Origin of the sequence: Curtobacterium sp. MCPF17_018 (genome assembly GCF_003234135.1) — a bacterium.
Taxonomy (GTDB): domain Bacteria; phylum Actinomycetota; class Actinomycetes; order Actinomycetales; family Microbacteriaceae; genus Curtobacterium; species Curtobacterium flaccumfaciens.
Genome location: NZ_QKSJ01000001.1, coordinates 177,951 through 196,209, shown reverse-complemented (window position 1 = coordinate 196,209; position 18,259 = coordinate 177,951). Strand labels below are relative to the sequence as shown.

Annotated in this window: 18 protein-coding genes; 6 read left to right on the top strand and 12 right to left on the bottom strand. The window is 72.2% G+C overall.

The window, feature by feature from the left end:
* Position 1 precedes the first annotated feature (1 nt).
* Both DEJ27_RS00945 and DEJ27_RS00940 read right to left on the bottom strand, forming a co-directional pair.
* The gene (locus DEJ27_RS00945) at positions 2 to 604 is read right to left on the bottom strand and encodes a hypothetical protein (RefSeq protein ID WP_111123554.1); all 603 of its coding nucleotides are present in this window, start codon (positions 602 to 604) and stop codon (positions 2 to 4) included.
* Between the two features lie 130 nt (positions 605 to 734).
* The gene (locus DEJ27_RS00940; protein ID WP_111090144.1) at positions 735 to 2,030 is read right to left on the bottom strand and encodes an MFS transporter; all 1,296 of its coding nucleotides are present in this window, start codon (positions 2,028 to 2,030) and stop codon (positions 735 to 737) included.
* Between the two features lie 48 nt (positions 2,031 to 2,078).
* Between DEJ27_RS00940 and DEJ27_RS00935 the strand changes: the two genes are divergently transcribed.
* Positions 2,079 to 2,990 carry a LysR family transcriptional regulator gene (locus DEJ27_RS00935; RefSeq protein WP_181430048.1) on the top strand — a complete coding sequence of 304 codons (912 nt, stop codon included), beginning with the start codon at positions 2,079 to 2,081 and terminating at the stop codon, positions 2,988 to 2,990.
* Between the two features lie 133 nt (positions 2,991 to 3,123).
* Here the strand turns inward: DEJ27_RS00935 and DEJ27_RS00930 are convergent, their stop codons facing one another.
* From DEJ27_RS00930 to DEJ27_RS00905, 6 genes are all read right to left on the bottom strand, one after another.
* Positions 3,124 to 3,876: a hypothetical protein gene (locus tag DEJ27_RS00930; RefSeq protein ID WP_146238462.1), complete on the bottom strand. Its 753-nt coding sequence runs from the start codon at positions 3,874 to 3,876 to the stop codon at positions 3,124 to 3,126.
* Positions 3,866 to 4,405, bottom strand: a complete 540-nt coding sequence (locus tag DEJ27_RS00925; RefSeq protein WP_081827229.1) for an RNA polymerase sigma factor — start codon at positions 4,403 to 4,405, stop codon at positions 3,866 to 3,868. Before DEJ27_RS00925 ends, DEJ27_RS00930 begins: the two co-directional genes overlap by 11 nt.
* A 122-nt stretch (positions 4,406 to 4,527) precedes the next feature.
* Complete coding sequence (locus DEJ27_RS00920; RefSeq protein ID WP_027464979.1) at positions 4,528 to 4,791, bottom strand: hypothetical protein; 264 nt, start codon at positions 4,789 to 4,791, stop codon at positions 4,528 to 4,530.
* Positions 4,788 to 5,447, bottom strand: a complete 660-nt coding sequence (locus DEJ27_RS00915; RefSeq protein ID WP_258369760.1) for a DUF308 domain-containing protein — start codon at positions 5,445 to 5,447, stop codon at positions 4,788 to 4,790. Before DEJ27_RS00915 ends, DEJ27_RS00920 begins: the two co-directional genes overlap by 4 nt.
* Positions 5,448 to 5,590: 143 nt before the next feature.
* Positions 5,591 to 7,564, bottom strand: a complete 1,974-nt coding sequence (locus tag DEJ27_RS00910) for a DUF11 domain-containing protein (RefSeq protein WP_146238461.1) — start codon at positions 7,562 to 7,564, stop codon at positions 5,591 to 5,593.
* 101 nt (positions 7,565 to 7,665) lie between these two features.
* Positions 7,666 to 9,312 carry a glycoside hydrolase family 13 protein gene (locus DEJ27_RS00905; RefSeq protein WP_110858651.1) on the bottom strand — a complete coding sequence of 549 codons (1,647 nt, stop codon included), beginning with the start codon at positions 9,310 to 9,312 and terminating at the stop codon, positions 7,666 to 7,668.
* A gap of 104 nt (positions 9,313 to 9,416) precedes the next feature.
* Here DEJ27_RS00905 and DEJ27_RS00900 point away from each other — a divergent pair, with 104 nt between their 5' ends.
* The 5 genes from DEJ27_RS00900 to DEJ27_RS00880 all read left to right on the top strand — a co-directional run bounded on the left by DEJ27_RS00900 (position 9,417) and on the right by DEJ27_RS00880 (position 13,304).
* The gene (locus DEJ27_RS00900; protein WP_027464982.1) at positions 9,417 to 9,983 is read left to right on the top strand and encodes an NADPH-dependent FMN reductase; all 567 of its coding nucleotides are present in this window, start codon (positions 9,417 to 9,419) and stop codon (positions 9,981 to 9,983) included.
* 154 nt (positions 9,984 to 10,137) lie between these two features.
* The gene (locus DEJ27_RS00895) at positions 10,138 to 10,650 is read left to right on the top strand and encodes a MarR family winged helix-turn-helix transcriptional regulator (RefSeq protein WP_027464983.1); all 513 of its coding nucleotides are present in this window, start codon (positions 10,138 to 10,140) and stop codon (positions 10,648 to 10,650) included.
* A 113-nt stretch (positions 10,651 to 10,763) separates the two neighbouring features.
* A complete protein-coding gene (locus DEJ27_RS00890; RefSeq protein ID WP_017886495.1) occupies positions 10,764 to 11,270 on the top strand; it encodes a Dps family protein in 507 nt (168 codons plus the stop codon).
* 8 nt (positions 11,271 to 11,278) lie between these two features.
* The gene (locus DEJ27_RS00885) at positions 11,279 to 12,079 is read left to right on the top strand and encodes an SDR family NAD(P)-dependent oxidoreductase (protein WP_110858650.1); all 801 of its coding nucleotides are present in this window, start codon (positions 11,279 to 11,281) and stop codon (positions 12,077 to 12,079) included.
* A gap of 31 nt (positions 12,080 to 12,110) precedes the next feature.
* Positions 12,111 to 13,304, top strand: a complete 1,194-nt coding sequence (locus DEJ27_RS00880; RefSeq protein WP_110858649.1) for an NAD(P)/FAD-dependent oxidoreductase — start codon at positions 12,111 to 12,113, stop codon at positions 13,302 to 13,304.
* A gap of 156 nt (positions 13,305 to 13,460) precedes the next feature.
* On the opposite strand, the gene DEJ27_RS00875 is transcribed toward DEJ27_RS00880, so the two are convergent.
* The 4 genes from DEJ27_RS00875 to DEJ27_RS00860 form a co-directional block, all read right to left on the bottom strand.
* Positions 13,461 to 14,531 carry an alpha/beta fold hydrolase gene (locus tag DEJ27_RS00875; RefSeq protein WP_110858648.1) on the bottom strand — a complete coding sequence of 357 codons (1,071 nt, stop codon included), beginning with the start codon at positions 14,529 to 14,531 and terminating at the stop codon, positions 13,461 to 13,463.
* A gap of 70 nt (positions 14,532 to 14,601) precedes the next feature.
* The gene (locus DEJ27_RS00870; RefSeq protein ID WP_111090143.1) at positions 14,602 to 15,477 is read right to left on the bottom strand and encodes an SMP-30/gluconolactonase/LRE family protein; all 876 of its coding nucleotides are present in this window, start codon (positions 15,475 to 15,477) and stop codon (positions 14,602 to 14,604) included.
* A gap of 186 nt (positions 15,478 to 15,663) precedes the next feature.
* Positions 15,664 to 16,497, bottom strand: a complete 834-nt coding sequence (locus tag DEJ27_RS00865; protein ID WP_111090142.1) for a DUF1206 domain-containing protein — start codon at positions 16,495 to 16,497, stop codon at positions 15,664 to 15,666.
* A gap of 127 nt (positions 16,498 to 16,624) precedes the next feature.
* Positions 16,625 to 17,791 (bottom strand): RtcB family protein, encoded by a 1,167-nt coding sequence (locus DEJ27_RS00860; RefSeq protein ID WP_111090141.1) that lies wholly within the window; start codon positions 17,789 to 17,791, stop codon positions 16,625 to 16,627.
* Between the last annotated feature and the right edge of the window lie 468 nt (positions 17,792 to 18,259).

Here is an 18,259-nt window from a genome sequence, read left to right as displayed (position 1 = left end):
GTCAGCAGTCGTCGGTGCGCGTGGGGTACGCCGTGATCACCCGGTCGGTGGTGGCCGAGACGATCACCTTGACGAAGGGCTCGTCGTCGGGGCGTGAACCGTCGTCGAACCGGACGGGTGCGGCGTAGCAGACCTTGCCGTCGCCGGCGTCGAGCGGGAACCCGGGGCGCGGGTCCTCGAGCGCCGTCTGCACCGCCGTGAGCATGGCGTCGTCCCAGTCGCGCGAGCCGTGCCCGGTGACGACGTCCTGCCAGTCCGCGGTGTGCCGCACCCGGATGTGCTCGTAGCCCTGGGCAGCGGTGCCGCACTGCAGCGTGACACGACCCAGCGCCTGGGTGTCGTACTGCGCAACGGCAGCCTGGGTCGTGCTGTCGCACCGTGCGAGGGCGGCGGACCCGGGCATGTCCGGCCCCGTGCGGGTGATCGTGACGGTGCTGTCACCCGAGGGCGATGCAGCACCGGTCGTCTCACCGACGGTCGAGCCGCCGATGGTCGGGTCGTCAGCGCCCTGCCGTGCCGTCAGGAACAGCCCGCCGGCGAGGAGACCGGCGGCCACCACAGCCGCGATCCCCGTGATCACGGGACGGTTGCGGTTCCGGGGCACGCACCCAGTATGCCGGGAGTGCGACCGTACGACGGAACCAGGTTCCGGACACGGCACTGCGCGATCGCGTGGTTCGGTGTCCGGAACCTGGTTCCGGGATGCGACGGGCGGACGCCAGGCCCGCCACCCGTCAGGCGCGCGCGGCCAGCCGGGTGCCGGCGACGACGGCCAGGACGGCGACGAGCACGACGTACCCGATCAGGACGGGGAGCGTCGGGATCACCAGCAGCGCCGCGCCGACGGCCACGACCGGCACGGTGAGCCCGGCGTAGGCGATGAGGAACGTGGCGGCGAGCACGCCCCCACGGCGCTCCGGACCGACCAGTGCTGCGGCGCTGCCGATCGCGGCGCGGAACAGCAGGCCGACGCCGGCGCCCGCGACGACCCCGCCGCCGATGAACCCGGCGACCTGCAGCAGGACCGCGGCGACGGCGAGGACGACCAGCCCGACGACCAGCAGCACCATGCCCAGCCGGATCTGCGCACGCTGCGACAGTCGGGCGAAGACGATCTGCGACAGCGCACTCGCGGCGAAGACCCCGAAGGTCGTGGCCCCGGCGGCCAGGCGGTCGGTGACGTGGAAGGTGGTGCCGAGGAAGCTCGGCGCGACCGAGGTGAAGAGCCCCTGCACGGCGAGTGCGGCGAACGCGGCTGCACCGGCCGCCCAGAACGCGGCGCCCTGACCCTCGGGAGCCTGCATGCGCTGCGGGCGGTAGGCCACGGCTTGCTCGGGGCGGTCGACCGTCTCCGGTGCGGCCAGCACCAGCACGAACGCGACGGCCAGCGCGATCACGAACACCACGTAGGGGACCATGAGGGGCTGCCCGACGAACTCGGCGAGCGCTCCGCCGACCAGGGCGCCGAGCGACAGCCCACCGAGGTTCACCGCCCCGGCGGCGACGCTCGCCCCCTTCGCGGAGTCGCTCGACCCGGTCGCACGGACCCGGAGCTCGCCGAGGTGCGCCGTCGCGGTCGCCGTCAGCGTTCCGACACCGAGGCCGGTCACGAGCCGGGCGACGATGAGGCCGGTGACGTCGTTCCAGAGCAGGAACAGCACGGCGGCGACGAGCTCGAGGGCGATCGACACCAGGATGAGCGGGCGCCGCCCGTGCACGTCGCTGAGGTGTCCCGCCAGGTACAGCGACCCGACGACCCCGACGCCGTACGCCGCGAAGATCACCGTCGTGGTGAAGGTCGGGAACCCGTCGCGGGCCTGGTAGATGACGTAGAGGGGCGCGGGGACGGTCGCGAAGGCCATCACCGCGAGGAACGCGAAGGCGACGACCCAGAAGCCGAAACCGTGGCGCCGACGGGTGTGGACACGGCGTCCGCGCGGGGCGACGACACGGTCGCTCGCGGATGCAGCAGCGGCGGCGGCGGTGGTGGCGGGGACGGTGCCCGTCGGGGTGTCGGTGACGGTTGACATGCTCCGATGATCGCGCTCGGGGTGCATCGAGTCCAACGGATGCGCTTGATGTGCACGATCGATCTGCTCGATACTCGGACGATGGAGACCCGACTGCTCGAACAGTTCGTCACCGTCGCCGCCGAGGGCAGCGTCACCCGCGCCGCGGAACGACTCTGGGCGGCGCAGTCCACGGTGTCCGCGGGCGTCGCCTCACTCGAGCGCAGCTTCGGGGTGCGGCTCTTCGACCGCACCGGCCGACAGCTCGTCCTGACCCCCGCCGGCGAGGACCTGCTCCCCCACGCCCGCGCGGTGCTCGAGTCCCTCGACCGGATGCGCGACCTGGCCACCGCCGACGACGCCGAGCTGCGGGGACGGGTGCGGCTCGGCATCTTCACGAGCATGGACATCGTCGACCTGACGGGCGTGCTGCAGCGGTTCCGACGGCAGCACCCGCTCGTCGCCGTGGAGCTGATGACCTCGCCGTCGGGGACGACCGGGCTCGTGCAGGACCTGGTCGCCGGGCGGCTCGACATCGCCTACACGGGCCTGCCCACCGTGCCCGCCGGCGTCGTCGTGGAGCCGTTGCGGGAGATGCCGTTCCGGGTGTTCACCGCGTCGGACCACCCGCTCGCCGGCCGGTCGTCGGTGTCGCTCGCCGAACTCGCCGATGAACCCTTCGTCGACACGGCGCACGGGTTCGGCAACCGGATCATCCTCGACGGGGCACTCGAGCGGCTCGGCATCCGGCGGCGCATCGTCGCGGAGATGAACGACATGCCCGCCGTGATCCGGTTCGCCTCGGCCGGGCTCGGCGTCGGGGTCGTGCCGGACTCGGGGGTGCGGTACGACGGTGCGGTGCTCGACCTGGAGGACGAGGTCGACCCGCTCCGCATCGGTCTCGCGGTCCGGACGTCCCCGGAGCCGAGCCGTGCGGTCCGGACGCTGGCACGCGACATCGTGGCGGCGCGGGTGGGGTGACGCGGGGCGTGGTCGGTGTGCTCCGTGAGCAGGAACGGTCGCGTCACGGTGCGCGAGGCGACCGTTCCTGCTCGCGATCCGGCCACCGACGGACTGGAGGCACGGGTCGGGTCCGTCACGTGCCTCCAGGCCGTCAGTCCCCCCAGATCTCCCCGACGACGGCGTCCAGCAGACCGTTCGTCGGGAAGTTCGCCTGCCGGATCACGATGAAGGTGTCGTCGCGCAGGAAGAAGGTGGAGACCTGGTCGACCGGGCCGGTCTGGGCCCGGACGGACGACTGGCACACCCGGCCGCCGTCACGGTCCTCGCACTGGAGCGGACTGGTCGCGAGCACGTCCGCGGCACCGGGTCCGGCCGTCCCGATGGTCATGGTCAGCCCGCTGACGTCCGCTCGAGGGTCGGACCACCGGCAGATGATCTCCGACTCCCCGTCCGCCCAGGTGACGTCTTCACCATCGCCGCCGGCCGTCCCGTCCTTCGCTTTCGAGATCTCGGTCAGCGGATTCTCCCCGAAGAGCCGCGTGTAGTCCTCCGCCGGCACCATGTCGCGACAGGTCGCCGGGATCGTCGCCACGGTGGGGGTCCGGGTGGGCTTCGGGATCGGGGCGCCCGTGATCGGGGCGGAGCTCGGCGTGGTCGCGGAGGGCGAGGGCTCGGGCTGCTGGGTCCGGGTGGGAGCGGCGACCGGGTCGGCGTTCTGCTGCGACAGGGTCAGGGCCACGGCGCCGGTCGCGGTGCCGAGTGCCAGCAGGGCGACGACGCCGATCACGACCCCCGAGCGACCACGACGTCGCTTCGGGCGGGGCGTGGCGCGTTCGAGGACGTTCTGCTTCATCGAGACGAGCATGCGCTGCAGCTCGTCTCCCTGGGGAGGTTCAGTGTTCATCGTGCATCACCGCCTTCTTGAGTCGACGTCGGTTGCGGGAGACCCGCTGGGTGACCGCCCCGACCGTGAGCCCGAGGAGCTCCGCGGCCTCGGCGTAGGAGTACCCCTCGAGGAGGCAGAGCTCGCAGATGCGGCGGTCGAGGTCGGGGAGCGCGGCGATCTCGGCACGGACCCAGCGCAGGGTCTCGCGGGCCTCGTCGTGGTCGGCGGGCGAGGCGAGGTGCTCGGGGAGTTCGTCCGCGCGACGACGGGCCTGCTTGCGTCCGGTGTTGAAGGCGTGGTTGCGGCAGACGACGAGCAGCCACGGCAGCACGGTGTCCGCCGGCAGCTCGAGGGTCGCCGCCCGCTGCCAGAGCGTGAGGAACGCGTCCTGCACGATCTCCTCGACGTCGGACCGGTTGTCCACGAGTGCCCAGGCGTACCGGGTGAGCGTGGCGGCGTACCGATCGAACGCCCGTGCGAGCGCTCCGGTGTCCCCCTGTGCCATCGCACGGACGAGTCCTTCGTCCGTGTCGGTGCCGGTCGTCACGTCCACATCCCACCTCCTTCACCCAGAGGTGTCGGCAGGACGCGGGATCCTGACAGGACCGTTCCTGATCCGTGACCTCGGGCGTGTCAGGCGTCAGGACGCGATCGCCGCTGCGTCAGCCGTCAGTGGAAGTCGTCGCCGTCGCCCTCGCCCGGCGTCTTGTGCCCGCCGAGCATGTCGTTGTCGTCCTGCTCGCTCGACGAGGCGAGCTGCAGCATCGCGAGCACGACGACGACCACGATGAACGCGACGCCGAGGAAGATCACGGCCAGCTGCAGTTCCCGCGTCGAGAACAGCACGACGAGCCCGGTGAACACCGCGACGATCGCGGAGATCCCGAGGAGCTCGACCGGGCGCAGACGGTCACGACGGCTGGGGGTGGTCATGCGTGTGGTGCTCCGTCCGGGGCGACGGCCGGCGTGGCCGTGCCCCACTTGTGCGAGAGGCCGGCGATCACGTGGAAGACGGCCGTGATGGCGAGGTACGCGCCGAGCAGGCCGACGAGCACGATCGAGGCGTCGAGGGTGCCGGTGACCTGCTCCACGCCACCGAGCTGCTGGGAGTAGTCCGGCGGCGTGACGAGGAAGGCGACCGCGAGCAGCAGCGTCAGGCCGCCGATCGTGGTCCAGTCGCGAGCGAAGGGCGAGCGACGTCGGGCACGGAGCCCCTGGGACAGCTCGAGGGCCCCGGTCAGCACCGCGAACGCGACGATGACCGTGATGAAGGCCGGAAGCCCGAACCCGTTGCACGCGAACGCGGCGACCGCGGCGACCAGGGTGATGACGGACTGCAGCAGGGTCGTGCGGCGCGAACGGCCGTCGAGGGACAGTCGGGAGATCCCGGCGAACAGGAGCACGAGGCCCTCGACCAGGGCGAAGCCGCCGAACAGCACGAGACCGTAGCCCGCGGCGTGGTTGGTCGAGAAGGTGATGACCATCGCGACGACCGCTGCGGGGACCGCCCGGAGGATCGGGATCGGCCAGTACCGCGCGCGCTGGGTCGCGTCTTCCACGGTGGTGGCGTCGTCCACGGTGTCGGACACGAGACCTCTTTCGGGCATGCGGATCGTGGATCCGATCCTACCGCCGGTGGGGTGAACGCCCGACCGGCGGCGGCTCCACCCCCTGTGGACGTGCACACCCGTGCGCTGGGACGGCACCGCTGTCCGGTGCCGTCCCGGCGGTGTCAGGGCTGCTGCGGGTCGTCGGTCGGCGCGTCCCGGCGGGCACGACGTCGGGCGAGCCACCAGCACACGGATCCGACGGCGGCGGCCAGGGCTGCGAGCGCGGCGGCGAGGCCGACCCCTTCGGAGCCGGTGTAGGCGAGGGCTCCGACGGGCGCGGTGGCCCCGTGGTCAGCTGCCGGAGCACCCGCACGCCCGTCGTCAGCACCCGCCGCGGGGCCGTTGCCGTCGCCGGAACCGCCATCACCGGAGCCGTCCCCGTCGTCCGGTGCCGGACCGGTCGTCGGCGCAGGGCTCGGCGCCGGTCCCTCGTCGCCCGGGTCGACGACGATCGCCACACCGGTGGACGGGTCGCCCCCGTCCGGGTCGGTTGGCGAGGTCGCGGTCGCCACGTTCACCACGTCGGATCCGTCCCCCCGGTACCCGGGGTCGAGCACGGCGCGGATCCGGAAGGCGCGGGTCTCCCCCACGTCGAGTGAGGTGTCGGATCGGCACGTCACGCGCTGCCCCTCGGCGGTGCACCCGTCGTCCGAACCGGCGAAGCCCATGGCCTCGGGCAGGTCGTCGACGGCCCCGACGTGCTCCGCGACCGCTGGGCCCCGGTTCCGTGCGGTCACCAGGTACTCGACCTCGTCACCGGGTGCGACGGTCGACGGCGACACGGACTTGTCCGTCTCGACGTGCGCGACGGCCACCGGTGCCGTCGCGGTCGTGCTCGCCCGCGAGACGTTGTCCGTTTCGTTCGTGTCGGACAACGACGCAGGCGTGGCGATCGTCGCGACGCTCTCCAGGCTCCCCTCGGTGCCCGCGGCGACCCGCCCGTCGATCGTCACCACGGCCGAACCGTCGCGGGGCAGGGACAGGTCGGTCGCCACGTCACCGCTCCCCGTCGCGGTCGCGCAGGCGGAGCCCGCCGCCGCGGTGCACGTCCAGGTGACGTCCTCGATGCCGTCCGGCACGTCGACGCGCAACGGGCTCGGATCGGAGGCGTTCGGGCCGGGGTTCCGGGCCGTGACGTCGTAGCGGACGGGGTCGCCTGCCGCGACGGTCGCGGGCAGGTCGTGCTCGACCGACAGGTCCGCCGGCTTCCGGACCTGCAGCGCATCGACCTCGTGCTTGTCGACGTGGCTGCCGGTGGCCGCGGCGAACCCGAGGCGGAGCGTGCTCGGCAGCGGGGCCTGTCCGTCGCCGTGCAGCGGCACGGAGTCCAGCACCGTCCGCAGGGCTCCGCCGGCCTGGATCCGGACCGTCACGGCGAGGCCGCCGTCGGCCTCGGGCAGCAGGGTGACGCGGACCTTCCGCGGTGCGGCGCCGTCGGTCACCGTGCCGCCGGGGGCCGCGACGCCGGCGACGTACCGGTAGCCCTCGGTCCCGTCGCCCGAGCCGCGGACGACGACGTGGTCGGCCTGGGCACCGGGACCGGAGTCGTTGATGCGCGACGAGAAGTTGCCGTAGTGGTCGATCGCGACGGCGGCGAAGCCGCCGGGGACCCCCGGAAGGTCGCACGGGCGTCCACCGCCCTCGGTCACGGTGCTGCGGCAGGCGTACCCGAGGCCGGCGCCGTACGACCCGACACCCTGTGGTGCGGCCCCGTCGGCCAGGTACAGCAGCAGGCCGTCGGCCCCGGGGTCGTCCTTCGCGGTGTACATGGCGTAGGTGAACTCGATCTCGAGCCCGGTGTCGGAGGGGAACGTGTCGTTCGTCGACCAGGCCCCGGCCTGGTTCCGGACGTCGTCGGTGAGTCGCAGGCGGCCGTCGGACACCGCGGCGTCACCGTGCAGGGTGCCGCCTGACGCACTGGAGAACTCGTTGACGTAGGGGAAGTCGAGCGCAGCGGCGCTCGACCCGGACGGGAGCACGGCGGGCGCCGCGAGCACGCCGAGCGCGGTCAGCGCGGCGCCGACCGCAGCGAGGCGACGGACGACCCGCGACCGGAGTGGCCGTGGACCGGATGCTGGAGCAGTGGGATCTGTCATGCCCCGATGCTCGCGATCGGGAGGTCACCCCCGGGCGGCGGCGAAACGATCTGTGGAACGTCACCACGGGCCTCCGGGCTGTGGAGGAAGAACCTGTCCGCTCAGGCCAACCACACCGTCGTCTCGCCGGGCAACACACCGGACGAGACCTCGTCGAGCGGGCACGACGCGACGACGACGGTGCCGGCGGGTAACGGCAGCGGCTCCGTGCCGAAGTTCGTGAACGATCGCCAGCCGTCGTGCCGGGCGAACGCCACGACCTCGGAGCCGGACTCCAGCCACGTCAGCGCCTCCCCCTGCTGCAGCCGGCGTCGTGCGGCCAGCGCCCGGCGGTACAGCGACAGGGTCGACTCGGGATCGCCGTCCTCGGCCTCGACCGAGGACTCCCCGAAGTCCTGCGGCTGCGGCAGGTGCGGTGCGACGTCCCCGAAGCCGAACGACGGCCCGGAACGCGTCCACGGGATCGGCACCCGGCAACCGTCCCGGCCCTTCGCGGTGTGCCCGGTGCGGAGCCACTTCGGGTCCTGCAGCAGGTCGCGCGGGATCGCGGCGGCCTCGTGCAGGCCGAGTTCCTCGCCCTGGTAGACGTACGACGACCCCGGCAACGCCAGCATCAGCAGCGTCGCGGCACGTGCCCGGCGGAGCCCCCGTGCGCGGTCGAGCTCCGGCGTCGTGCCGTCCGTCATGAGCCAGGCATCGGTGTCGGTGCCGTCCGGCAGGCCGTACCGGGTGGGGTGCCGCACGACGTCGTGGTTCGACAGCACCCAGGTGCTCGAGGCGCCCGACTGCTCGGAGGCTGCCAGGTTCCGCTCGATGATCCGACGGAAGGCGTCCGGCTCGAAGGGGGACTCGAGCAGGTCGAAGTTGAAGGCCTGCCCGAGCTCCGTCGGCCGGGCGTACAGGACGCGGCGGGGCGCGGGGGCCCAGGCCTCGGCGACCGCGGCACGGGGCGGCTCGTACTCGTCGAGCACCCGGCGCCAGGTGGCGAAGATCTCGTGCACCTCGTCGCGGTCGTACAGCGGGTCGGAGCCGTCGAGCGGCAGGTCCTGCTCGTTCGAGGGCCGGTATGGGGTCGACAGGTCCTTCGCCAGACCGTGCGCGACGTCCACGCGGAACCCGTCGACACCGCGATCGGACCAGAAGCGCAGGGTGTCCTCGAAGTCGGCGCGGACCTCGGGGTTCGACCAGTCCAGGTCCGGCTGCTCGGGGGCGAACAGGTGCAGGTACCACTGCCCGTCCGGTACCCGGGTCCACGCGCTGCCGCCGAAGTTCGACACCCAGTCGCTCGGCGGCAGTTCCCCGGAGTCGCCGGACCCCTCGCGGAACACGTACCGCGCACGCTCGGCCGACCCGGGCGGGGACGCCAGTGCGGCCCGGAACCACTCGTGCTGGTCCGAGGTGTGGTTCGGCACGATGTCGACGATGACCTTGAGGTCGTGCTCGTGGGCGGCCCGGACCAGGGCGTCGAGGTCGTCGAGGGACCCGAGCTTCGGGTCGACGGCCCGGTAGTCGGCGACGTCGTAGCCCCCGTCGGCGAGCGGCGACGGGAAGAACGGGGAGAGCCACAGCGCGTCGACGCCGAGCGACGCCAGGTACGGCACCCGGCTCGTGATGCCCGCGACGTCACCGAGTCCGTCGCCGTCCGTGTCGGCGAAGCTGCGCGGGTAGACCTGGTAGACGACGGCGTCGCGCCACCAGGTCGGATCGGTGGTTCGAGGCGTGCTGGCCGGGGTCCGAAGCGAGGTCACGACGCCACCGTACCCAGCGTTGGGAATAGCGCGCCCGACGATCGGATTGGTTGTCGCTGACACCTTTCCGTCCAGCAACAGCATCCCGCAACAGAAGGAGCTCTATGACGAACGTCCTCGTCCTCGTCGGCAGCCTGCGCGCCGACTCCATCAACCGCAAGCTCGCCGAGGCCGCCGCGCACCACGCGCCGGAGGGCATCGAGCTGCACACCTTCGACGGCATCGTCGACCTGCCGTTCTACAACGAGGACATCGACGGCGACACCCCGCCCGCCGCTGCCGTCGCCTTCCGCGACGCCGTCGCCACCGCGGACGCCGTCCTGCTGATCACCCCCGAGTACAACGGCACCATCCCCGCCGTCCTGAAGAACGCGCTCGACTGGGGTTCGCGTCCGTTCGGCGCCTCGCCGCTGTCCGGCAAGCCGCTCGCCGTGATCGGCTCGGCGTTCGGCCAGTACGGCGGCGTCTGGGCGCACGACGACGCCCGCAAGGCCGCCGGCATCGCCGGCGCGAAGGTCCTGGAGGACGTCAAGGTCGCCATCCCGCAGTCGGTCGTCCGCTTCGCGGAGACCCACCCGCGTGAGGACGCCGAGGTCACGACGCTCGTGCAGGGCGCGCTCACCGCGCTCGCCGAGGCCGCAGCCGGCACGGACGAGCAGGCAGCCGCGTAACGCGACCGACCGTCGGACAGGAGGCCCGTGGCGACCCCGCACGGGCCTCCTGTCCGTCCGGTGCGGACGCATCGGACGTTGCGGACGCACCGTCGTGGCGGAACCCGGGAGTCCGCTAGACGACCGAGATACGAGACGGGTTACCCTGAACGCCATGTCGACGCAGGAGATCACCGAGGCGTCCGGGTACTGGTTCCCGGACGACGACGCGACCCAACGCGGGGTCGCGGTGCTCAACGCCCTGCGCCGGTACCGATCCGCCGAGACGGCCATGCGCCGCCGGACCCGTGACTCGATGGGCATGGGCGAGACCGACCTGCTCGCCGTGCGCTTCCTGCTGCAGGCGCAGCGCTCCGGCACCGCCGTGAGCCCGAAGGACCTCGCCGCGTACCTCAAGATCTCGTCGGCCTCGACGACGATCCTGATCGACCGCCTGGTCAAGTCGAACCACGTCCGCCGCGACCCGCACCCCACCGACCGCCGGGCCCTCGTCATCACTCCGACGACCGAGACAGACGACGAGGTCCGCGCCACGCTCGGCGTGATGCACCGCCGGATGATGTCGATCGCCGAGGGACTCCCCGCGTCCGAGGCGCGGATCGTCGCCGGCTTCCTGGAGCAGATGCGCGAAGCCGTCGACCAGGTCGACCCCGCGCCGTCGCACTGAGCGGCATCGCGCCGGACGACCTCGGGGGACGCCGCCTCCGAGCGCACTGAGAGCGTGCACTGCGTGACCGCGTAGACCGGAACGGTCACACCGACGCGAAAGGAGCCACAACCATGCACGCTTCGGACAAGATGGCCAAGAACCTCCAGGCGGTCCTCGTGGACCTCATCGACCTGCACCTGCAGGGCAAGCAGGCCCACTGGAACATCCTCGGCACCAACTTCCGCGACCTCCACCTGCAGCTCGACGAGATCGTCGACGCGGCTCGTGAGTTCGCCGACGACACCGCCGAGCGCATGCGCGCGCTGTACCTCGTGCCGGACGGCCGCTCGGCGACCGTCTCCGCGGGCAGCCACCTCGACGCGTTCCCCTCGGGCGAGATCACCACGCACGACGCCATCGACCAGGTCACGCTCCGGCTGTACCAGGCGACCGGCACCATGCGCGACGTCCACGACGAGGTCGACGAGGAAGACCCGACGACCGCGGACCTGCTCCACGGCTTCATCGAGCGCCTCGAGCAGCTCGCGTGGATGGTCTCCGCCGAGAACCGCGCGCCCAGCACCCCGCTGGCCTCCGCCACCACGCCCGCCGTCGCCGACGCGTCGGCGCACGCGTAGGGGCCCGGGTGGACCTCGGTATCCAGGGCAAGACCGCGCTCGTCTTCGGCGGCGACTCCGGCATCGGCTGGAACACGGCGCGCATCCTCCTGGCAGAGGGTGCGACCGTGGTCGTCACCGACATCGACCAGAGCCGTCTGGACACCAGTGCGGACCAGCTCGAGGCACCGCTCGGCAAGCTGCACGCCTTCGCCGCCGACGTCCGGAGCGCCGAGAGCCTCGCCGCCCTGCACGACCAGGTGCGCGAGGCCGTCGGCGAGATCGACATCCTGGTGCAGTCCTCGGGCGTCACCGGCGCCCAGGGCATGTTCCACGAGATCGACGAGGCCGGCTGGGCGGAGACGATCGACATCGACCTGATGGGGCCGGTGCGGATCACCCGCGAGTTCATCGGCGACCTGCGCCAGGGCGGCTGGGGCCGCATCGTCTACCTGGTGTCCGAGGACGCCTCGCAGCCGTACGACGACGAACTCCCCTACTGCGCCGCCAAGGCCGGGGTGCTCTCGTTCGCGAAGGGCCTGTCGCGCTCCTACGCCTCCGAGGGCCTGCTGGTGAACACGGTCTCCCCCGCGTTCATCCACACGCCGATGACCGACGCGATGATGGACAAGCGGGCCAAGCAGCGCGGGACCTCGTTCGACGAGGCCATCGGCAGCTTCCTCGAAGAAGAGCGGCCGTACATGGAGCTCAAGCGCCGCGGCGAGCCGGAAGAGGTCGCGAACGTCGTGGCCTTCCTGTGCTCCGACCTGGCCAGCTTCGTGAACGGCGCCAACTACCGGGTCGACTCCGGCTCGGTCGCCACGATCTGATCGTGGCGCCACAGCACCGCCAGGAGGCGTCATGACCGACTTCCGCTACCTCATCGTCGGCGGCGGGATGGTCGCCGACGCCGCTGCCCGTGGCATCCGCGAGCTCGACACCGACGGGTCGATCGGGATCCTCAGCGAGGACGTCGACCGGCCCTACGCGCGGCCCGCGCTGTCGAAGAAGCTCTGGACCGACCCGGACTTCAGCTGGGACGAGAAGGTCGACCTGCACACCGAGGAGACCGGGGCGCAGTTCGTCCTGGGCACCACGGTGACCGCGATCGACCGTGCCGCGAAGACCGTCACGACGGCCGACGGCGCGACCCACGGCTACGAGCGGCTCCTGCTCGCGACCGGCGGGAAGCCCCGCGGGCTGCCGGGGCTGTCCCCGTCGGCACGCGTGCTCGACTACCGCAGCGCGTCGGACTACCGCCGGCTGCGTGAACTCGCGGACGCCGGGGCACACGTCGCCGTCGTCGGCGGCGGGTACATCGGCCAGGAGATCACGGCGGGCATCGTGCAGAACGGTGCGAGCGTCACACTGGTCGACCCGGACGAGGTCGTCGGCGGCCGGATGTTCCCCGAGGATCTGGCACGGGCGTTCCAGCAGCGCTTCGTCGACCACGGTGTGGAGCTCCGCACCGGCCGTCGGGTGTCCGAGGGCACCGAGACGGCGGACGGCGTTCGGCTGACGCTCGACGACGGCTCCGTGGTCGAGGCCGACGCCGTCGTCGCCGGACTCGGCATCGAACCCGCGACGCAGCTCGCCTCCGACGCCGGACTCACCGTCCGCGACGGCATCGTGGTGACCTCGACGCTGCTCACCGACGACGACTCCGTGTTCGCCGCCGGTGACGTCGCCGAGTACCCGGACCGCATCCTCGGCACCCGCCGGGTGGAGCACGTCGACAACGCGCAGCAGCAGGGTCGGCAGGCCGGCCGCAACCTGGCCGACGCCGACGAGACCTACGACCACACGCCGATGTTCTACTCCGACGTCTTCGACATGGGGTACGAGGCGGTGGGGCAGGTCAGCGCGGAGCTCCGCACGGTCGAGGACTGGCAGGACCCCACGGTGACCGGCGTCGTCTACTACCTGGACGACGACGACACCGTCCGGGGCGTGCTGCTCTGGAACGTCTGGGACAAGACCGACGAGGCCCGCAAGGTCCTCGCCGAGGCGAACGCGCTCACGCCCGACATGCTGCCGGGCCGCATCACGCCCTGACCGCTCGCCCGTCGCGGTGGTTGCGACGGCCTGGAGGCCCGGTGCCGGTCCGTCGGACCGGCACCGGGCCTCCAGGCGGTCGCCCGCAGATCGCGACGCCCGCTGGTTCGACCGTGCTCGCTGCTTCGACCGTGCTCGCTGGTTCGACGGTGCTCGCTACTTCGACTCAGGCGCGACTTCGTCGACGACCGCACGGCGGTCCGCCGGGTCGACCGGCAGGTCGTCGCCGTCCGCCATCGCGACGGCGTGCGCGGACTTGGCCGCCTCGAGCGTCTCGTCGTCGTTCCGGGCCATCCCGAACAGCTCGATGAACCGCGACTTGACCAGCAACCAGGCGTCGCCCGGGCTGAGCCGGGCCAGGTCCGACGACGTCGAGTCGTCGTGCACCCGCTGCAGCGACGACACGCCCCGGTCGGGGATCCGGTGGTCGACGTGCGCCACCGCGAGCCGCGCGACCGCGTCGGCCTGTGCGTGCATGACCGAGTGTGCGCCGTCGACGACCTCGCGGAGGACCGCGTACGGGAACACCCGCGCCAGCCGACGGACCCAGTCCCGCGGCACCATCGCGTCGTGCTCACCGCGGACGATCAGGGTGCGGGCCTGCACGTGGGCGGCGCGCTCCTCGATCGGGAACGCGATCATCCGTGGCAGGACCTTCCGGAACCAGTGCCACCCGCACAGCGCGTACGCCGTGATGCCGTGCCAGCGGACCGCGGCGGGCTCGTGCAGCGTCGACCGCAGGAACCGGAAGGCCGACTGCCGCACCGTGCGTGCCGACGAGTCGACCACCGGGCTGATGAGCACGAGGTCGGAGATGCCCGGACGGCGGGCGGCGACCTCGGTGACGACCTGCGTGCCCATCGAGTGCCCGACCAGGACCGGGTCCTGGAGCCCGAGGTCGTCGATGACCCGTTCGACCGCGTCGGCGTAGCGCTCGATCGTGACCGTGCCCCGGAACGGCGGGACACCGGCGAAGCCCGGCAGGTCGAGCGCGTGCACCGGACCGTTCTCGTTGAGGTGCGGGGCGAGCCGCTCGTAGTAGGTCGACGCGATGCCCAGGCCCGCGACGAGCACGAAGGCCCGCGCGCCCGGCTCGCCGATCGAGCTCACCCGGACGTAGGTGCCGTCGACCGCGACCCGGTCGACCTGCACCGTGACGTCGGCGTCCTCGGCCTGGGCGAGCTCGCCGGCAGGGTCCGGCCGGGGTGCCTGGCGTTCGTCGTCCACGTGGGTCTCCTCCGGTCGGGCGGTCGCCCAGGATACCCGGCCGCCGTCCGCGCGGGCGGCGACGACGTGCTCAGCCGCTGAAGGTGTTCGCGGGGAACCCGTGCACCGTCGTCGGCACCGCGAAGACCGCGCCGGAGGGCGGCGCCTGCTCCAGGTCCTGCTCGGTGAGGTTCTCGCGAGCCGTCCCGACGAAGAGCGTCGACATGTCCCGGCCGCCGAACGCCACCGACGTCGGGTTGGCGACGGGGAGCTCCACCGTCTCCAGGTGCGAGCCGTCGGACCCGTAGCGCTCGACGCGGGATCCGCCGTAGATCGCGCTCCAGAAGCAGCCCTCGTCGTCGCGGACCAGGCCGTCGTGCGCGTGACCGACGATGAACGGCTCGAGTTCGCCGAGCTCGCCGTCCGGGCCGTACGACCCGCGGAAGACCGTCGAGGCGCTGGTGTCGGTGACGTACATCGTGCGGCCGTCCTCCGACCACTCCATGCCGTTCGTCACGCCGAAGCCACCGCGGAGCACCCGGGTCGTGCCGTCCGCCTCGATCGAGTAGAGCGCCGCGTCGGGTTCGCCGGTCGTCACGTTCATGCTGCCGACCAGGAACCGGCCGAACGGGTCGCACTTGCCCTCGTTGAACCGGTTGCCCGAGGTGCTGTGGGTGACGCGGGCGATCTCGCGCTCGACGGCACCCTGCTCGTCCGTCACCACGACGGTGTCGCCGAGGGCCGCGACGAACCCGCCGGAGGCCCGGGGCTGGAAGCTCGCCAGCGGGGGCGGCAGCGGCACGCTCGACCGCACGGTGCCGTCGGCCTCGGCGGTGTTGAGGGTGCCGAGGGTGATGTCGGCCCACCGGAGCAACTGTGCGGACGGGTCCCAGACGATGCTCTCGGCGAGGACCGCTCGGGCGTCGGCGAAGACGGTCGCGGGGCCGGTCGTGACGTTGGTGCTCATCGACCCCGTCTACCGCGGGGGCGGTCCGTGCCCGCTCAGGCGTGGGGACGGCGGTGAGACGGCGGCGGCGGCGGCGGCGGCGGCGGCGAGTTCACGGGCTCAGCGACACCTCGCGCCCGCTTCGGCCCGTGAGGTGTCGCGGAGCGCGAAGGTCCGCGCCGGTCCGGTCGTCCGTACGTCCGCGGGTCAGAGGCGGGCGAACCGTGCGCGGAAGAAGCTGTAGACGCCGAAGGCCAGGAACCCGATGCCGATCGCGACGAGGACGAACACTCCGCCGGGCATGCTCCGCACGGCGTCGAACGCGGCGTCGAGCCCGGTGGCCTGGTCGGGGTCGCTCCGCAGCCCCGCGACGGCGATGAGCACGCCCACGATGACCACGGCGATCCCCTTGCCGACGTACCCCACCACGCCGAGCACGGTGACCACGCGGTCGAGCTGGCCCGACGGTCGTGTGATCTGCTTGCGGAACGACCGGCGGCAGCCGATCACCACGAGGCCGATGCCGACCGCGACCGCGATCGCCCCGGCGAGGAGCAGCACGAACACCCCGCCCGGCGTCGCCAGGGTCTTCGCCGCGGCACTCTGCGACGAGCTGCTCGAGCTCGACCCGGCACCGAGCGCGTACGAGGCGGCCGAGTAGGCGATCACGCCGTAGACCACGGCCTTCGCGACGTCCTTCAGCCGGGCGAGCCAGCCCCGGGTGGTGTCGGAACGGCCACCGACGATCGCCTCGACGATCAGGCGCAGAGTCAGTGCGGCGGTGCCGACGGCGATCAGCCAGAGCAGGAACACGCCCCCGGGGACCGCGGCGATCTGCTGCAGCGCACCGGACTGGTCCGTCTCGCCGCCGGAGGACGCGTTGCCGATGCCGAGCAGGATCGCCAGGTACCCGATCAGCAGGTGGACGATGCCGCTGCCGACGAACCCGGCGCGTGCCGTGACCTCGAACCAACGGCTGTCGGCCGCTCGCCGGACCTGTCGTCCGGTTTCCTTCGCTGCGTGCTCCGCCGTGTCGCTCATCACGCCCCAGCGTGCCCGACGCGTCCCGTCCTGTCCGGGGCGCGCCGGGCCCTGCGCTCCGCCACCTGGCGGACCGGAGGCCCGTGGCGGCGCCGCCACGGGCCTCCGGTCCGTCGGTGGGCGCGTCTCAGTCGCCCTTCACGTTGACGACCTGCCGCAGGGTGTGCCGGATCGACACGAGGTCCTCGGCGTCCGCCATGACCTGGTCGATCGGCTTGTACGCCGCCGGGATCTCGTCGAGGAACGCGTCGGTGTCGCGGTACTCGATGCCGGCCATCGCCTCGCGCAGCTGCTCGTGGGTGAAGGTCCGCCGGGCCGCGCTCCGCGAGAACAGCCGGCCGGCACCGTGCGGGGACGACTCGAGCGAGGGCTTGTTGCCGCGTCCCTCGACCACGTACGACGCGGTGCCCATCGACCCGGGGATCAGGCCGGGCTGACCGGCCTTCGCCTGGATCGCACCCTTGCGCGAGACCCACACCGACTTGCCCCAGTGCGTCTCACGCTGCGTGAAGTTGTGGTGGCAGTTGATCCGCTCGCGCTCGTCGACGGGCGTGCCGACGGCCTCGGACAGCTGCCGGACGACGCGGTCCATCATCTCCTCGCGGTTGAGCAGCGCGAAGTGCTGTGCCCACCGGAGCTCGGCGATGTACCGGTCGAACTCCGGCGTGCCCTCCACCAGGTACGCCAGGTCGGGGTCCGCCAACTGGATCCACCACCGCTCCATGGCCTGCTTGGCGACCTTGATGTGCCGCTGCGCGATCCTGTTGCCGACGCCCCGCGACCCGGAGTGCAGGAAGAGCCAGACCCGGTCCTGCTCGTCGAGGGAGACCTCGATGAAGTGGTTGCCGGACCCGAGCGTGCCGAGCTGGTTCCGCCACCCGCCGTGCACGCCGTCGGGGTCGAACCCGGCGATCGCGGCCATCGCCTCGAGCTCGGCGATCCGGGGTGCGGCGGTCGCCACGATCTTCCGGTTCGACGCACCGGCCGACAACGGGATCGCGCGCTCGATCTGCTCGCGCAGCCCCTGCAGGTCGGCGGGCAGGTCGGTGGCGGTGAACTGCGTTCGGACCGCGATCATGCCGCAGCCGATGTCCACGCCGACGGCCGCCGGCATGATCGCGCCGAGGGTCGGGATGACGGACCCGACGGTGGCCCCGAGGCCGAGGTGTGCGTCGGGCATGAGGGCCAGGTGCGGGAACACGAACGGCATGCGCGCGGTCGTGCGGGCCTGCTGCTCGGTGTTGTCCTCGAGCATCGAGGCCCAGCTGAGCAATCGGTCGTTGATCTTCTTCATGGAGTCGTCTCGCTTTCGTGAGCGTCGAGGTGACGGTCCGAGACGGTCGTACGCCTGGCCTCCTGGTCGTCGCCCGACGTGGCGGACGGAAGGAAGCGGTGCTGACGAACGCCCCGGGCCGGGTGGGCACGCAGGCGTCGTGTGACGTCGCGTGCCTACGCGGGATAGCGGAGGGACCACTGCTGCTCGGGCAGCACGGCGGCCGCGGCGAGCTGGAGCTCGACGCGTTCCTCGTTGTGCTGCACGGCGCGCATGCGCGGTCCTTCCGGTGTGCCCGGGGCGGGCGGTCTGCCGATCGGCAGGAGCACGACGCTAGTGCGACACGCCCGGGATGCGCAAGTCGCGTGGGCGTGTCGGTCGTGCTCCGGGGGTGCTCCGGCGGTTCTCCGGCGGTTCTCCGGCGGTTCTCCACAGGCTGGAGGCTCGGCGTGCGTTCTCCACGAGGGGTACGTCCGCCTGATGGTCGCC

Excerpts from the sequence above, each read along its gene's own strand:
- DEJ27_RS00940 (WP_111090144.1), bottom strand. The coding sequence starts at position 2,030 with ATGTCAACCGTCACCGACACCCCGACGGGCACCGTCCCCGCCACCACC.
- DEJ27_RS00935 (WP_181430048.1), top strand. The coding sequence starts at position 2,079 with ATGTGCACGATCGATCTGCTCGATACTCGGACGATGGAGACCCGACTG.
- DEJ27_RS00930 (WP_146238462.1), bottom strand. The coding sequence starts at position 3,876 with ATGAACACTGAACCTCCCCAGGGAGACGAGCTGCAGCGCATGCTCGTC.
- DEJ27_RS00920 (WP_027464979.1), bottom strand. The coding sequence starts at position 4,791 with ATGACCACCCCCAGCCGTCGTGACCGTCTGCGCCCGGTCGAGCTCCTC.
- DEJ27_RS00910 (WP_146238461.1), bottom strand. The coding sequence starts at position 7,564 with ATGACAGATCCCACTGCTCCAGCATCCGGTCCACGGCCACTCCGGTCG.
- DEJ27_RS00900 (WP_027464982.1), top strand. The coding sequence starts at position 9,417 with ATGACGAACGTCCTCGTCCTCGTCGGCAGCCTGCGCGCCGACTCCATC.
- DEJ27_RS00895 (WP_027464983.1), top strand. The coding sequence starts at position 10,138 with ATGTCGACGCAGGAGATCACCGAGGCGTCCGGGTACTGGTTCCCGGAC.
- DEJ27_RS00890 (WP_017886495.1), top strand. The coding sequence starts at position 10,764 with ATGCACGCTTCGGACAAGATGGCCAAGAACCTCCAGGCGGTCCTCGTG.
- DEJ27_RS00880 (WP_110858649.1), top strand. The coding sequence starts at position 12,111 with ATGACCGACTTCCGCTACCTCATCGTCGGCGGCGGGATGGTCGCCGAC.
- DEJ27_RS00870 (WP_111090143.1), bottom strand. The coding sequence starts at position 15,477 with ATGAGCACCAACGTCACGACCGGCCCCGCGACCGTCTTCGCCGACGCC.
- DEJ27_RS00865 (WP_111090142.1), bottom strand. The coding sequence starts at position 16,497 with ATGAGCGACACGGCGGAGCACGCAGCGAAGGAAACCGGACGACAGGTC.
- DEJ27_RS00860 (WP_111090141.1), bottom strand. The coding sequence starts at position 17,791 with ATGAAGAAGATCAACGACCGATTGCTCAGCTGGGCCTCGATGCTCGAG.